The 13,112-nt window shown below is 55.6% G+C and carries 20 protein-coding genes; 4 read left to right on the top strand and 16 right to left on the bottom strand.

Annotated features, from left to right (window positions below):
• Window positions 1-2 precede the first annotated feature (2 nt).
• The 3 genes from rplN to rpmC all read right to left on the bottom strand — a co-directional run bounded on the left by rplN (window position 3) and on the right by rpmC (window position 889).
• A complete protein-coding gene (gene rplN, locus AC2FNR_RS22115; protein ID WP_039523372.1) occupies window positions 3-371 on the bottom strand; it encodes a 50S ribosomal protein L14 in 369 nt (122 codons plus the stop codon).
• Between the two features lie 76 nt (window positions 372-447).
• The gene (gene rpsQ, locus AC2FNR_RS22110) at window positions 448-678 is read right to left on the bottom strand and encodes a 30S ribosomal protein S17 (protein WP_170356682.1); all 231 of its coding nucleotides are present in this window, start codon (window positions 676-678) and stop codon (window positions 448-450) included.
• A gap of 4 nt (window positions 679-682) precedes the next feature.
• Window positions 683-889 (bottom strand): 50S ribosomal protein L29, encoded by a 207-nt coding sequence (gene rpmC, locus AC2FNR_RS22105; RefSeq protein ID WP_010437082.1) that lies wholly within the window; start codon window positions 887-889, stop codon window positions 683-685.
• A 395-nt stretch (window positions 890-1,284) separates the two neighbouring features.
• Between rpmC and AC2FNR_RS22100 the strand changes: the two genes are divergently transcribed.
• Window positions 1,285-2,334, top strand: a complete 1,050-nt coding sequence (locus AC2FNR_RS22100; protein WP_496851511.1) for a cytochrome-c peroxidase — start codon at window positions 1,285-1,287, stop codon at window positions 2,332-2,334.
• A gap of 377 nt (window positions 2,335-2,711) precedes the next feature.
• Window positions 2,712-3,677 (top strand): response regulator, encoded by a 966-nt coding sequence (locus AC2FNR_RS22095; RefSeq protein ID WP_496851509.1) that lies wholly within the window; start codon window positions 2,712-2,714, stop codon window positions 3,675-3,677.
• Between the two features lie 24 nt (window positions 3,678-3,701).
• On the opposite strand, the gene AC2FNR_RS22090 is transcribed toward AC2FNR_RS22095, so the two are convergent.
• The 7 genes from AC2FNR_RS22090 to rplB form a co-directional block, all read right to left on the bottom strand.
• Window positions 3,702-4,322, bottom strand: coding sequence for a 2OG-Fe(II) oxygenase family protein (locus AC2FNR_RS22090; RefSeq protein WP_496851507.1), 621 nt, complete (start codon window positions 4,320-4,322; stop codon window positions 3,702-3,704).
• A 40-nt stretch (window positions 4,323-4,362) separates the two neighbouring features.
• Window positions 4,363-4,911: an amino acid synthesis family protein gene (locus AC2FNR_RS22085; RefSeq protein ID WP_170356686.1), complete on the bottom strand. Its 549-nt coding sequence runs from the start codon at window positions 4,909-4,911 to the stop codon at window positions 4,363-4,365.
• 154 nt (window positions 4,912-5,065) lie between these two features.
• The gene (gene rplP / locus AC2FNR_RS22080; RefSeq protein WP_058283513.1) at window positions 5,066-5,479 is read right to left on the bottom strand and encodes a 50S ribosomal protein L16; all 414 of its coding nucleotides are present in this window, start codon (window positions 5,477-5,479) and stop codon (window positions 5,066-5,068) included.
• Window positions 5,480-5,491: 12 nt separating this feature from the next.
• Window positions 5,492-6,202 (bottom strand): 30S ribosomal protein S3, encoded by a 711-nt coding sequence (gene rpsC, locus AC2FNR_RS22075; RefSeq protein ID WP_170356687.1) that lies wholly within the window; start codon window positions 6,200-6,202, stop codon window positions 5,492-5,494.
• Window positions 6,202-6,582 carry a 50S ribosomal protein L22 gene (gene rplV / locus AC2FNR_RS22070; protein ID WP_039538267.1) on the bottom strand — a complete coding sequence of 127 codons (381 nt, stop codon included), beginning with the start codon at window positions 6,580-6,582 and terminating at the stop codon, window positions 6,202-6,204. The genes rpsC and rplV overlap by 1 nt, the downstream gene beginning before the upstream one ends.
• Window positions 6,583-6,585: 3 nt before the next feature.
• Entirely contained in the window at window positions 6,586-6,864 is a 279-nt protein-coding gene (gene rpsS, locus AC2FNR_RS22065) for a 30S ribosomal protein S19 (protein WP_005980699.1), read from the bottom strand.
• A 3-nt stretch (window positions 6,865-6,867) separates the two neighbouring features.
• Window positions 6,868-7,710, bottom strand: coding sequence for a 50S ribosomal protein L2 (gene rplB / locus AC2FNR_RS22060; protein WP_170356688.1), 843 nt, complete (start codon window positions 7,708-7,710; stop codon window positions 6,868-6,870).
• Between the two features lie 364 nt (window positions 7,711-8,074).
• Here rplB and AC2FNR_RS22055 point away from each other — a divergent pair, with 364 nt between their 5' ends.
• A complete protein-coding gene (locus AC2FNR_RS22055; protein WP_496851504.1) occupies window positions 8,075-8,557 on the top strand; it encodes a hypothetical protein in 483 nt (160 codons plus the stop codon).
• A gap of 9 nt (window positions 8,558-8,566) precedes the next feature.
• A complete protein-coding gene (locus tag AC2FNR_RS22050) occupies window positions 8,567-8,815 on the top strand; it encodes a heparin lyase I family protein (RefSeq protein WP_496851502.1) in 249 nt (82 codons plus the stop codon).
• A gap of 301 nt (window positions 8,816-9,116) precedes the next feature.
• Here the strand turns inward: AC2FNR_RS22050 and AC2FNR_RS22045 are convergent, their stop codons facing one another.
• The 6 genes from AC2FNR_RS22045 to AC2FNR_RS22020 form a co-directional block, all read right to left on the bottom strand.
• Window positions 9,117-10,151 carry a fatty acid desaturase gene (locus AC2FNR_RS22045; RefSeq protein ID WP_496851500.1) on the bottom strand — a complete coding sequence of 345 codons (1,035 nt, stop codon included), beginning with the start codon at window positions 10,149-10,151 and terminating at the stop codon, window positions 9,117-9,119.
• A 164-nt stretch (window positions 10,152-10,315) separates the two neighbouring features.
• On the bottom strand, window positions 10,316-10,612 hold the full coding sequence (locus tag AC2FNR_RS22040) for a 50S ribosomal protein L23 (RefSeq protein ID WP_008757532.1): 297 nt from the start codon (window positions 10,610-10,612) through the stop codon (window positions 10,316-10,318).
• Window positions 10,609-11,226 carry a 50S ribosomal protein L4 gene (rplD, locus tag AC2FNR_RS22035; protein ID WP_008756644.1) on the bottom strand — a complete coding sequence of 206 codons (618 nt, stop codon included), beginning with the start codon at window positions 11,224-11,226 and terminating at the stop codon, window positions 10,609-10,611. The genes AC2FNR_RS22040 and rplD overlap by 4 nt, the downstream gene beginning before the upstream one ends.
• Window positions 11,223-11,948 carry a 50S ribosomal protein L3 gene (gene rplC, locus AC2FNR_RS22030; protein WP_170356691.1) on the bottom strand — a complete coding sequence of 242 codons (726 nt, stop codon included), beginning with the start codon at window positions 11,946-11,948 and terminating at the stop codon, window positions 11,223-11,225. The genes rplD and rplC overlap by 4 nt, the downstream gene beginning before the upstream one ends.
• Before the next feature lie 18 nt (window positions 11,949-11,966).
• Window positions 11,967-12,281 carry a 30S ribosomal protein S10 gene (rpsJ, locus tag AC2FNR_RS22025; RefSeq protein ID WP_008756422.1) on the bottom strand — a complete coding sequence of 105 codons (315 nt, stop codon included), beginning with the start codon at window positions 12,279-12,281 and terminating at the stop codon, window positions 11,967-11,969.
• 380 nt (window positions 12,282-12,661) lie between these two features.
• Window positions 12,662-12,841, bottom strand: coding sequence for a hypothetical protein (locus AC2FNR_RS22020; protein ID WP_496851498.1), 180 nt, complete (start codon window positions 12,839-12,841; stop codon window positions 12,662-12,664).
• Window positions 12,842-13,112: the final 271 nt, after the last annotated feature.

The following is a 13,112-nucleotide window of genomic DNA, read 5'->3' as shown; positions in this document are numbered from 1 at the left end:
GATTACAGCACCTCCGGAGCCAGCGAGATGATTTTCATGAAGTTCTTGCCGCGCAGTTCGCGAACAACGGGGCCAAAGATACGGGTACCTATGGGCTCGTTGTTGTTGTTCAGGATGACGGCGGCGTTGCGATCGAAACGGATCGCGGTGCCGTCTTCGCGACGGACTTCCTTGGCGGTGCGTACGACGACGGCCTTACGGACGTCACCTTTCTTTACGCGGCCGCGCGGGATGGCTTCCTTCACCGAGACGACAATGATGTCGCCGACGGAGGCGTATTTACGCTTGGAACCACCCAGAACCTTGATGCACTGAACTCGGCGTGCGCCGGAGTTGTCAGCGACATCCAGATTGGTCTGCATCTGGATCATGTGGTTTCTCCCGACCTGTGGGGGCTGGTCTCGTTAGATCCCCCAGGGTTTCGACAAATGGGAAAATCCCGGAGGCTTACGCTTCCAGAACTTCCCAACGTTTCGTCTTCGATTTCGGCGCGCATTCGATGATGCGTACGGTGTCGCCGACCTTGAAGGCGTTCTTTTCATCGTGAGCCCGGTATTTTTTGGACTTACGGATGGTTTTCTTCAGAACCGGATGTGTAAAGCGGCGCTCTACCTGAACGGTTACAGTCTGTTCGTTGGCGTCGCTGGTCACGGTGCCTTGCAGGATACGCTTGGGCATCTGATTACTCCTCGGATGCCGCAGCAGCGGCCTTTTCGTTCAGAATGGTTTTGACACGGGCGGCATTGCGGCGGGCCGCTTTGATGCCGGCAGTGTTTTCCAGCTGACCGGTTGCCTGTTGAAAGCGCAGGTTAAAGCTTTCTTTCTTCAGGTTGGCCAGTTCCTCGCGGAGCTGGTCCGGGGTCTTGTCACGCAGTTCTTGGGCGTTCATCGCCTTTTTCCTTTGCTCAAAACACCAGAAGGCCCCCTGATAGGGTCACCTTGGACCTGGTGGATGAATGATAGACATACGAATCGCCCGACAACGCCGGGAGATCGCAGGATGCCGCCGTATAAGGGTTTAGGGGATAGGTGGCAAGAGGAAGTTTGAGCTATCGACAGTTGTCAGACTTCGGCGAGTCCTTCAGCCAACTAACACGTCCGGGCTGCCCGAATACCGGCAAAAATGCCACCGGTATTTCCCCGTTTCTAAGAGAACATCAGGGTAAATTAGATGAATTCTAAAAATGTGTCGCGCAGCCAATTTAGAATTGATCTAAATCAAAGTGCCTGACTCAAAGTAAACTAAATAGTTCAGCAGGGAGATTACAGTTATTGGAGCTAACAATGAAACTGAAATCCGGCCTCACTCATGCAGCAATGATCGCGGTCCTGGCTACAGGTGCTCAGGCGAATGACTTGCGCAACGAAGCGCTTGATATTTTCGAACCCCTGCCTTCGACCGTACCTGCAGTGAATGATAACCCGATCACTGTTGAAAAGCTCGAGTTGGGCAAAGCCTTGTTCTTCGATCCGCGCATGTCCGCATCGGGTGTGTTCTCGTGCAACTCATGCCACAATCTAGCGACTGGCGGGGACGACAACCTTGAAACCTCGATCGGGCACGGCTGGCAACGTGGCCCGCGCAACTCCCCCACGGCCCTGAACTCGGTTTTCAACGAAGCGCAGTTCTGGGATGGGCGCGCCGAAGACTTGGCCGCGCAGGCGAAAGGTCCGGTTCAGGCCGGTGTCGAAATGGCCAACACACCGGATAATCTGGTGCAAACGCTAAACTCGATGCCGCAATATGTGGAGTGGTTCTCTGAATCATTCGAAGGTGAAGAAGACCCGGTAAACTTTGACAATTTTGCCAAGGCCATCGAAGCATTCGAAGCCACCCTTATCACTCCTGCCCCGTTCGACGCCTGGTTGAACGGTGACGACAACGCCATGACCCAAGAGCAGCTGGCCGGTCTGTCCCAATTCATGGACATGGGCTGCGCCGCCTGCCACTCGGGCGTCAATGTCGGCGGCAGCGGGTACTACCCCTTCGGTCTGATCGAAAAACCCGGCGCGGATGTTCTGCCCGTCGGCGATAAAGGCCGCTTTGCCGTGACCGAGACTGTGGACGACGAATATGTGTTCCGCGCGGCACCTTTGCGGAACGTCGCATTGACTGCGCCCTATTTCCACTCAGGCAAAGTATGGGACCTGAAAGTCGCGGTTCAGATCATGGCCGAGTCGCAACTGGGTGAGGAACTGGGCGACAACGAAGCCAACCAGATCGTTGCCTTTCTGGAAAGCCTGACCGGCACTTTGCCTGAAGTAACTTATCCGGTGCTGCCGGCCGAGACGGCGACGACCCCCCGCCCTTCGGGCGAGATCATCGCCGAATAAACACCTAAGGCAGGCCTAACGGCCTGCCTTTTAACCTTAAAGACCAGATGACCCCTGAGCATGCCACTTTGGACATAGCAGATGCATGATAACACCGCGAGACCGCAGTATGCTGCCGCGCAAGGTATTAGCGGATAGCTTGCAAGGGAAAGCTCATTCTCCCACTCACCCCGTCTGTCGCGATGGCGATATGCATGGCCTTTTCACCCGATAGTGATAAGAAAATCCGCAATGGCAGGTGCTATGCCTGAAATACATCTTTTCAGTTCGGCAATTTTGACGGTACCATCTTAAAGCGACAACACTTTAAGTTGCACTGACTTTCAAAACAGCATTCAGCGTCGCATCCATTTGTGGCCACATAGAACTAACAAAATTTGAGTTCAGCCAAAGACCGCCAACCATACAGGAGGTTTGCAATGAGAGTTCTTTTAGTCGACGACGATATGGACATCTTAAAAGTGCTTTCGCTTGGGCTGGCCTCGAATGGAAGTTTCACTGTAGAGACAGCATCGTCCGCGATTCAGGGCTTGGAAAAAATCGCTCACGCTGACCGTCCGTTTGATTTGTTCCTTCTGGACATTCAAATGCCCAAAATGACCGGGGTCGAGCTATGCCGCCGGATTCGATCTTTGCCTGAGTATCGTTACGCGCCGATCATCATGGTCACTGCGATGTCCGACAAGAAACATGTTGACGATGCCTTTGCCGCAGGGGCGACAGATTATGTAAACAAGCCGGTGGACTTCGATGACCTGCAACTACGCATCAAGCACGCATTGCAGTCATCGGCGTGTGTTGAACGACTTGACACGACTTCGCAAAACATGACCAAAGCCGTTGCCCTCAGCGACGCAATAACAATCGACGATGTAGATGGGGTTCTAAAAGTACATTCTTTTGAAAACTACCTGACGCATCTTGGCAGGCTGAAGTTCCGTGCGACCAAGCTGCAAATCCTGACAGTTACAAATATCGCGTCCATCTATGAAAGATGCACATCACAGGAATTTATTGACGAAGTGACCGATATCGCTGAGTGCATCTCAGACGCACTTTGCGATCATGCGCCGATGATCACCTATTTCGGACGGGGAATCTTCGGCATCGCCACTCATGGTCATTACGTTGATTCCATCGTCAACGTTTCAGACAATATCCGCCGTCAGATTTTGGAAACCGGGTTGGTGTTCCGGGACGGCAGCCCCGTGCACGTAGAATTTGACGTCATCGGAATTGGCCGCAAAACCTTTTTGTCGCCCCACACCCAAGTGGCCTTCGTCGACCGCATGATCGGAGAACTGAAAACAGCCGCTCAATCAGATGAGCCCCTTTTTCAATAAGCGTGGGATGTCACGCTTTCGACGTTATTCCCACTTGTAGTTGAAGCTGACGCTGATGCGTTCTTCTTCGGCCATGTTCATTGGCACTTCGTGGCGCAGCCAGCTTTCCCAAAGCAGCACGTCCCCGACTTGCGGCTTCATATAGATGAACGGCTGCAAATCACGCCGCCCGCCTTTGACCCGCGTTGGCGCGGCCATCATCCGGCCTGAGCGGGGGTCTTCCAGTTTCAGTGCGCTCGCGCCTTCGGGCATGGCCACATAGGTCGTGCCCGAGATCACGCTGTGCGGGTGCAGGTGGCTGGAGTGCATTCCGCCCTCGGGCAGGATGTTGATCCACAGGTCTTCCAGCTTCAGCGCGCCCTCGCCCAGATCGAACTCCAGATCCTTGGCAAAGGCGGCGACGTGCTGGTCCAGCGCAGCGACCAAATCGGCAAAGATAGGAAACCGCCACTGCAAATCGGTCAGCGAGGCGTAACTGGTGTAGCCGGGATAGCCGTTTTCTTCACACCATTCCTGTCCGGCCTCATCATCCTCGGCGATGACAAGGCATGAGCTTTCCAATTCCTGAGCGTCGATCTTCGGATCGAACTCGGAGAGGGACGCGCGGTAGAGACGGGTTACGAAGAGTGATTCAATCTGTGCCATGGGCCGGGCATACCCCAGTGTTTTCGGCAAGGCCAGTCGATTAGCCTTTGACGGGCCCTTTGCCACAGCGTGGGATCGGGCGACCACCATCGGCATAGGCAAGGCACAGAACGATCTCATCCGGTTTAGGTGCGTCCGGGATGTTCAACGTCATCGTGTCGAAATGGTCGAACGACCAAGGGTTGTCCTTGTGCCCCAGCGGCAGATCAATCGCGCAACCCGGCGCGCCCAGCTTAGCGTTCGAAGGGATCACGGCGTCTCCTCCGCCAGCTGCCGCGCGCATGGGCGCGCCAAGCTTGGGATGGATCACCGCCCCGCCCTGTTCAAGATCGCCGTTTATGCCGATGATCGTTGCCTTGCCGTAGGATACCGGAGCACCGTCCAGTTGGGATATCGCTTCGGAAGCGAGGTCCGGGCCAAGAAGCGCGCCAATCTCAAACAACTCTGAAAGGTCATCCGCCTGACAGCTGGCCAGAGGGTTCGTGAACACCGCCAGCGCAGCAACTCGGCTGATCGGATCGCAGGGCTGGCCCAACTGATCGGTGGTTATGATTTCCTTGACGAACATTTTTTTGCGCAACTGAACCATAGGACCCTCCCATTTCTACCGGGCAGCCTAGGGGCGCAGTGAGACGAGGTCGACGGTTTTTGCGGCCCTTAATTTCACAAGCGCAACAGAAAACCCCCGTCGGTTTCCCGACGGGGGTCAATCTTGTCACGAACAGGGCCTAAGCCCCGATCGCTTACCAGTCTTCGCGAACCACGACGCGGGTCTTGATCGGCAGCTTCATCGCAGCCAGGCGCAGGGCCTCGCGGGCGATGTCGTCATTGACGCCGTCGATCTCGAACATCACGCGGCCGGGCTTGACTTTGCATGCCCAGCGGTCGACCGAACCTTTACCTTTACCCATACGAACTTCGATCGGCTTTGCAGTGACCGGAGTGTCGGGGAAGATGCGGATCCAAACACGACCCTGACGCTTCATGTGACGCGTCATGGCACGACGTGCAGCTTCGATCTGGCGTGCAGTTACACGCTCAGGCTCAAGAGCTTTCAGGCCGTAGGTGCCAAAGTTCAGATCAGAGCCGCCTTTGGCGAGACCCTTGATCCGGCCTTTGTGCATCTTGCGGAATTTAGTACGCTTTGGTTGAAGCATATCTTTCCCTCCTTAGCGACGACCGCCACCAGCACCACGAGGTGCAGGGCCGTCCTGGAGTTCCTGTGCTTTACGGTCACGTGCCTGCGGATCGTGCTCCATGATCTCACCTTTGAAGATCCAGACCTTGATCCCGATGATCCCGTAGGGGGTCATCGCTTCGGCATGTGCGTAATCGATGTCGGCACGCAGAGTGTGCAGAGGCACGCGGCCTTCGCGGTACCACTCGGTCCGTGCGATTTCAGCGCCGCCCAGACGACCAGCGACGTTCACCCGGATACCCAGGGCGCCCATGCGCATGGCATTCTGAACCGACCGCTTCATTGCGCGACGGAACGAAACACGACGTTCCAGCTGCTGAGCGATGGACTCGGCAACCAGCTGCGCGTCAAGCTCGGGCTTGCGCACTTCGACGATGTTCAGGTGCAGCTCGCTGTCTGTCATCAGGGCGATCTTCTTGCGCAGAACTTCAATGTCCGCGCCTTTCTTGCCGATGATGACACCCGGACGTGCTGTGTGGATCGTAACGCGGCACTTTTTGTGCGGACGTTCGATGATCACACGGGCGATACCGGCCTGCTTGCACTCTTTGTTGATGAACTCACGGATCTTGAGGTCTTCCAGCAGAAGATCACCGTAGTCCTTGGTGTCGGCGTACCAGCGGCTGTCCCAGGTGCGGTTGACCTGCAAGCGCATGCCGATCGGATTTACTTTATGACCCATTAGGCTTGCTCCTCAACTTGACGCACCTTGATGGTGATCTCCGAGAACGGCTTCATGATCTTGCCGAAACGGCCACGGGCACGCGGACGACCGCGCTTCATGACCAGGTTCTTGCCAACCCATGCTTCGGCGACGATCAGCTCGTCAACGTCCAGGTTGTGGTTGTTTTCGGCATTCGCGATTGCGGATTGCAGGCACTTCTTGACGTCCTGCGCGACACGCTTGTTCGAGAAAGTCAGGTCGGTCAGAGCCTTCTCAACTTTCTTGCCGCGGATCATTTGCGCAACCAGGTTCAGTTTCTGCGGGCTGGTGCGAAGCATGCGGGTTTTCGCCATTGCTTCGTTTTCAGCCACGCGGCGGGGGTTCTTTTCCTTGCCCATGACTTACTTCCGCTTCGCTTTTTTGTCTGCGGCATGGCCATAATAGGTACGGGTCGGCGAGTATTCACCGAACTTCTGACCGATCATGTCTTCCGAGACGTTGACGGGGATATGCTTCTGGCCGTTGTACACACCAAAGGTCAGACCCACGAACTGGGGCAGAATGGTGGAACGACGCGACCAGATTTTGATGACTTCGTTGCGGCCCGACTCGCGCGCTGCTTCGGCTTTTTTCAGCACGTAAGCATCGACGAAAGGACCCTTCCAAACAGAGCGAGACATGGATTAACGTCCCTTCTTCTTGGCGTGCCGCGAGCGGATGATCAGCTTCTGGGACGCTTTGTTCTTGTTGCGGGTACGCTTACCCTTGGTGTCCTTACCCCAAGGTGTAACCGGTGTACGGCCACCCGAGGTACGACCTTCACCACCACCGTGCGGGTGATCGATCGGGTTCATTGCAACACCACGAACCGACGGACGCACGCCTTTGTGGCGCATACGACCGGCTTTACCGAGGTTTTGGTTGCTGTTGTCGGGGTTGGACACGGCACCAACGGTGGCCATGCATTCCTGACGGACCATGCGCAGCTCGCCCGAGCTCAGACGGATCTGAGCGTAGCCGCCATCGCGACCAACGAACTGAGCGTAAGTACCGGCCGCACGTGCGATCTGACCGCCTTTACCAGGCTTCATCTCGATGTTGTGGACGATGGTACCAATGGGCATGCCCGAGAACGGCATTGCGTTGCCCGGCTTGATGTCAGCTTTCGCCGACGCGATGACTTTGTCACCAACAGCCAGACGCTGCGGAGCCAGGATATATGCCTGCTCGCCGTCTTCGTATTTTACCAGTGCGATGAATGCGGTCCGGTTCGGGTCATATTCGATCCGCTCGACGGTTGCCGCGACATCAAATTTGTTCCGTTTGAAGTCAACGATCCGGTAGAGACGCTTTGCGCCACCGCCGCGGCGGCGTGAAGTGATCCGTCCGGTGTTGTTCCGGCCGCCCGATTTGGTCAAACCCTCTGTGAGAGACTTGACCGGACGTCCTTTCCAAAGCTCCGAACGGTCGATCAGCACCAGCCCGCGCTGGCCCGGCGTCGTCGGCTTGTACGACTTGAGTGCCATGCTTTCTGTCTTCCGTTTAGCAAGTGCAGGGAGTTTCCCCGCTATGTGATAGGCCCCCGTAGGTGCCAAGGGTATAGGGCCCCGAAGGTCCCCGGTTACAAATATCAGAGGCCCCGGAACGAATCCGAGGCCGCAAGATTGGGAGCGTGTAACAGGGTTGGGGGTGGGTGTCTATAGGGGAATCCTGTTCAAGTCTTAGGCTGCAGGCACAGATCGCAATGTGGACGATAGCGCGCCTAAGTTTCTCTGTTTAGTCATGCCCTAAAGAAACGGGCTGAAGAGGGAGCACCTTCAAGGAATAGGTTGCCAGATCTGATTTTGGGTTTCTAAATGAAGAATTGATATTTTTCAGGAGGTATTATTTATGGATCGCAGGGTTTTCATTAAGGCGGTTTGTTTAGGCGCAGTTGGTTTGGCTGGACAGTTTCCACTTTTTGCTTCTGCCCAAGAAATCCGCCAAAAGATTAAGCGAGTATCCAATTCCGTTGGAAAAAGCCGCCGTGTTCGAATCGAGGGTGAGAAAGCGTGGCATTTCACATTGACCCCAGAGGGTAGAGAAAGGGAAATCGCCGCGGAAGCTTCTGGTCGCCAGCGCGAAGAGCTTAGAGATTACTCTAGTAGCGCACGCGGAACTGTAATTTATAAACTTCAATTCATGCTTCCAAACATAGATGATCCAAATGGGCAGCTCGAAGCCAAGTTTATTTTTTTTCAACTCAAGCCACGTGACAAGCGAGGGGTTGGGTTCAATCCTTACCTCACTGTCGAGATACCAAAAAACTATCGGAGCCAGGGTCCAAAAGCAGATTTCGAATTTCAGGATGGAAAGGTTCGCGAAGTTCGCTGAGGCAAACCAGTGAGCCCGAACAGATGGCACGCTCTGGAAGTAATCGTTAAGTGGAGTGCCCAGCGTGACGGTTTTGCAGACGTTAAACTGGATGGCAGGACCATTGCACGTCACGATGGCTTCACTGGTCCTGATATCGGCGACCCACTGCCTAACTTTGGCATCTACCGGTCACATCTTAACAACGTCGATCCTTCACGATTAGAAACTATCAACTTATATGTTCGTAGATATAGTGTGGAGCGCATAGCCAACTAGTACCCTCGGCGGCTGTCTGTACCACCGGGGCCAAAATAGAATTAGCATCCGATACCGCTGCAACATTTTGGCTGAAAAAAATTGTTTAACCAAGCCCGGAATCACGGCCGAGGGCCGCCGCGCCAGCGACTGCCGGTCCCGGCGGGCTGGCGCTTTGGAGGCATTTGCGCCTCGCTAAAAGTTCGGATGTATTTGGCACCGTAAAGCGCCCTGATCGGCCGTTGCAGTGCCATCCCACGGGCAGTCTTCCGCGCGTGTCATAGCTTTGTATGGGTAAGTCAGGTCAGAAGCGACTTGCCCCTTACCCATAAAGCGCCCGCGCCTCGGCGAAGGACAACAGGCGACGGCTCTTTTCGTCCCACAAGTGCAACCGCGCATTTGCGAGGCTTTCGCGGATGGTCATCCGGTTGCTGTTGGCCAGCTCATCATGATCGCGCAACACTTCGGTCAAGCGATAGAATGGAATGCGACTGTACAGATGGTGCACATGGTGGATGCCGATATTGGCGCTGAACCACTGCAATACGGTTGGCAGAATGTAGTGCGAACTGCCGTGCAGGGCGGCCTCGTGCAATTGCCAGTCCTTGTCGGGATCCCACTGTGTCTCTTCGAACTGGTGCTGCACGTAAAACAGCCAGACACCCGCTGTCGCGGCCAGCAGGGTCGTTGGCAGGAAGATCAGCAGCAACGGCATCACACCGCCGAAATAGTATATGGCCAGCAGAGCCAGAAGGATTGCCAGATTGGTGGCCATGGCACTGATCCAGAATTTCAGGAGACCCGTTAGGCCAAGCGGCAGGCGATTCTGCAGCAGAAACAGGTAGCCGGGCCCTAAGCCAAACAAGGTGACTGGGTGGCGGTAGACCCGATACCAAAACCGGTTCAGAGGCGTCAAAGCCAGATACTCTGCCACGGTCAGAGTGTGGATATCGCCCATCCCGCGCTTGTCCAGATTACCCGCGCTGTTGTGATGCGTAGAATGCGTACGGCGCCAGACATCATAAGGCGTCAGGGTCAGCACGCCGATCACCCGACCGGTCCAGTCGCTGAGCATCCGGTTGCTGAAGAACGCCCCGTGTCCACAATCATGCTGGATCGCAAACAGACGCAGCAGAAAGGCTGCGTTGAGAACTGCAATGGCAAAAGCCAGCCAGTAGCTGATCGACAGTGACATCCACGACAGCGCCCATAAGGCAATAAATGGCACGATGCTGACGCCAAGCTCGAACGCGCTACGCAACTGGTTCGGCTCTCGGTATTTGGCCAGTGTCGACACCCAATCCCGCGCTGCGGTCACTTGCGGATTGCCCGGGTTCGGTTTGATGGAATGTGTCATGCGCCTGCCGTGTTTTCTAACTTCAACCGGATAACCTTCTGACCCGGCGTCGCAAGCGATTTATGCAATTGGCCTTTTAATCCGAGGTCAAATTTGTGTCACCGCCATAGTAAAAAACCCCCGCTTTCGCGGGGGTCTTCCATTCTTTCCATGGACCGTTCCGATCAGAGACCGGTGGACACGTCGATGGTGTTACCCTCTTCCAGGGTCACATATGCTTTTTTGACGTCTTTCCGACGACCCAGCTGGCCGCGGAACCGCTTGACCTTGCCTTTGGTCACGGTGGTGTTCACCGCTTTGACCTTCACACCAAACAGCGCCTCAACGGCCTCTTTGATCTGCGGCTTGTTGCTGTCGATCGCCACTTCAAAGACAACCGCGCCGTTCTCGGACGCCATGGTCGACTTCTCAGTAATGATCGGCTTGCGGATCACGTCGTAGTGTTCTGCCTTCGCGCTCATTTCAGACGAGCCTCCAGTGCTTCGACAGCCGCTTTGGTGAGCACCAGAGTGTCACGCTTGAGGATGTCATAGACGTTTGCGCCCATCGACGGCAGGATATCCAGACCTTCGATGTTCTTGGACGCTTTCAGGAACCCTTCGTTCACGGTCGCGCCATCGATGACCAGAGCACGTTTCCAGCCCAGGTTTGCAACCTGTTTGGCCAGAGCGGCGGTCTTGCCTTCGGCTTCGGCGTTCTCGATCACAACCAGTTCACCTGCTTTGGCTTTAGCCGACAGAGCATGGCGCAAGCCAAGCTTACGGAACTTCTTGGGCAGGTCGTGGCCGTGCGAGCGTACGACGGGGCCTTTGTAGATACCACCACCACGGAAGATCGGCGCGTTGCGGTCACCATGGCGTGCGCCACCGGTGCCCTTCTGGCGATAGATCTTCTTGGTCGAGTAGCTGGTTTCCGAGCGGGTCTTCACCTTGTGGGTGCCGGCCTGCGCGTTGTTGCGCTGCCAACGGACCACACGGTGCAGAATGTCCGCGCGCGGCTCGAGACCGAACAGATCGGCGTTCAGCTCGATGTCGCCGGCTTTGCCGCCGTCCAGTTTGATTACATCAAGTTTCATGCTTCACCACCTTCCGCGGGCGCTTCTTCCGCAGGTGCTTCGGTTGCAGCCGATTTCACAGCAGCCGGGAAAGGCAGGCCTTCCGGTGCTTTCTTCTTCACGGCGTCCTTGACGGTGACCCAGCCCGATTTCGGTCCGGGAACGGCGCCTTTGATGAAGACCAGGTTCCGGTCGGCGTCGGTTTTGACGACTTCCAGGTTCTGGGTGGTAACACGGGCAGCACCCATGTGACCGGCCATCTTCTTGCCTTTGAAAACCTTGCCCGGATCCTGACACTGACCGGTCGAACCGTGCGAACGGTGGCTAATCGAAACACCGTGCGAGGCGCGCAGACCACCAAAGTTCCAACGCTTCATCGCACCGGCAAAGCCTTTACCGATCGAGGTACCCGAAACGTCAACTTTCTGACCTTCCAGGAAGTGTTCTGCCGAAATCTCGGCACCCACTTCGATCAGGCCGTCTTCGGAGACGCGGAACTCGGCCAGCTTACGCTTGGGCTCGACCTTTGCAGCAGCATAGTGACCGCGCATAGCTTTCGAGGTGCGTTTTGCTTTGGCTGCACCAGCACCCAGCTGAACGGCGGTGTAGCCGTCTTTGTCAGCGGTACGCTGTGCAACAACCTGCAAGTTGTCCAGGTGAAGAACGGTCACAGGGATCTGCTTGCCGTCTTCCATGAACAGGCGGGTCATGCCAACTTTTTTTGCGATAATACCAGAGCGCATAATCTATACCCTCCGATCTTACGACTGCAGCTTGATCTCGACGTCCACACCAGCAGCGAGGTCGAGCTTCATCAGCGCGTCAACGGTCTGGGGGGTCGGATCAACGATGTCGAGCAGACGCTTGTGCGTACGGATCTCGAACTGGTCGCGGGATTTCTTGTCAACGTGAGGGCCACGGAGAACCGTGAACTTCTCAATCTTGTTCGGCAGCGGGATCGGGCCGCGCACGTTCGCGCCGGTCCGCTTGGCAGTGTTGACGATCTCTTGCGTGCTGGCATCCAGAACGCGATAGTCAAATGCCTTCAGCCGAATACGGATGTTTTGGCTTTGCATAGATACAGCCTTTTATCAGGCGTTGAGGTTGAGAGGAGGACAGACGCGCATCGCCAACCCTCTTCGAACCCAAAAGGCGGGAATCACCCCGCCTTGATGTTCTTATCGAGAACTCGCGCGTATTAGTTGGGTTGGTGGGGTTTGGCAAGGGGTTTGTTGGCCTTGTTGGACCTAAAAGGGCGACAGGAGCCGGCGCCAAAAACCAGTCTTTAGATTGAACTTCGCAACGATAGTGCGCAGCAGGACTAGGAATGAGCTAAACAGCCTGCGCGCGACAATCATTGAGCCTAAGAAAACCAAAATGACACTTGATGGAGTTCACCCCACGCAACGACTAGCACGAAGCTTGACGGCAGTTATTTTAGCCGCGCGTTTACGCGTCAGGCTCTGTTAGGCAACTCCGCAAGCGTGACTTTGAACCGCTTACGCTCGCGGCAAAAGTCGCTGTTATCACATTCGATTTCCTGATCGTCGCCTCCAAGTATGGCGGCGCGCATGTCCTCCAAATCCTTGCTGTGAAGGATTTGCGTTCCATAGTTCAAGAATTCAAAACCAAACATGATTTCCTCCTGCTTACTTCAGCGGTTCGCTAGATACGCGCCCCACTTTTTTGTTTCAGTTCACATGTGGGTTTCCTGTCTTTGCGTGAGGTGGACAAAGGATTAAGAAGCCTCAATCCGCTTCAGTTCTTGGGCGACGGCGGGCCTTCTAAGCATTTGCTCCCTTCGAACACATTCAAATTCACCTCGGATATGCCTCGCCAAAAACGAAAAAGGCCGCCCCTTTTGGGACGGCCTTCATTCGTTCAACGATGTGCCGGGCTGAAGCCTG

Source organism: Ruegeria sp. SATB045, assembly GCF_059613525.1.
The sequence above is the reverse complement of the archived record's forward strand: the minus strand, read 5'-3'. Positions and strand labels throughout refer to the sequence as shown.

Coding starts and splice junctions, on each gene's coding strand:
- rplN (WP_039523372.1), bottom strand. CDS start 371: ATGATCCAGATGCAGACCAATCTGGATGTCGCTGACAACTCCGGCGCA.
- rpsQ (WP_170356682.1), bottom strand. CDS start 678: ATGCCCAAGCGTATCCTGCAAGGCACCGTGACCAGCGACGCCAACGAA.
- rpmC (WP_010437082.1), bottom strand. CDS start 889: ATGAACGCCCAAGAACTGCGTGACAAGACCCCGGACCAGCTCCGCGAG.
- AC2FNR_RS22100 (WP_496851511.1), top strand. CDS start 1,285: ATGAAACTGAAATCCGGCCTCACTCATGCAGCAATGATCGCGGTCCTG.
- AC2FNR_RS22090 (WP_496851507.1), bottom strand. CDS start 4,322: ATGGCACAGATTGAATCACTCTTCGTAACCCGTCTCTACCGCGCGTCC.
- AC2FNR_RS22085 (WP_170356686.1), bottom strand. CDS start 4,911: ATGGTTCAGTTGCGCAAAAAAATGTTCGTCAAGGAAATCATAACCACC.
- rplP (WP_058283513.1), bottom strand. CDS start 5,479: ATGCTTCAACCAAAGCGTACTAAATTCCGCAAGATGCACAAAGGCCGG.
- rpsC (WP_170356687.1), bottom strand. CDS start 6,202: ATGGGTCATAAAGTAAATCCGATCGGCATGCGCTTGCAGGTCAACCGC.
- rplV (WP_039538267.1), bottom strand. CDS start 6,582: ATGGGCAAGGAAAAGAACCCCCGCCGCGTGGCTGAAAACGAAGCAATG.
- rpsS (WP_005980699.1), bottom strand. CDS start 6,864: ATGTCTCGCTCTGTTTGGAAGGGTCCTTTCGTCGATGCTTACGTGCTG.
- rplB (WP_170356688.1), bottom strand. CDS start 7,710: ATGGCACTCAAGTCGTACAAGCCGACGACGCCGGGCCAGCGCGGGCTG.
- AC2FNR_RS22055 (WP_496851504.1), top strand. CDS start 8,075: ATGGATCGCAGGGTTTTCATTAAGGCGGTTTGTTTAGGCGCAGTTGGT.
- AC2FNR_RS22045 (WP_496851500.1), bottom strand. CDS start 10,151: ATGACACATTCCATCAAACCGAACCCGGGCAATCCGCAAGTGACCGCA.
- AC2FNR_RS22040 (WP_008757532.1), bottom strand. CDS start 10,612: ATGAGCGCGAAGGCAGAACACTACGACGTGATCCGCAAGCCGATCATT.
- rplD (WP_008756644.1), bottom strand. CDS start 11,226: ATGAAACTTGATGTAATCAAACTGGACGGCGGCAAAGCCGGCGACATC.
- rplC (WP_170356691.1), bottom strand. CDS start 11,948: ATGCGCTCTGGTATTATCGCAAAAAAAGTTGGCATGACCCGCCTGTTC.
- rpsJ (WP_008756422.1), bottom strand. CDS start 12,281: ATGCAAAGCCAAAACATCCGTATTCGGCTGAAGGCATTTGACTATCGC.
- AC2FNR_RS22020 (WP_496851498.1), bottom strand. CDS start 12,841: ATGTTTGGTTTTGAATTCTTGAACTATGGAACGCAAATCCTTCACAGC.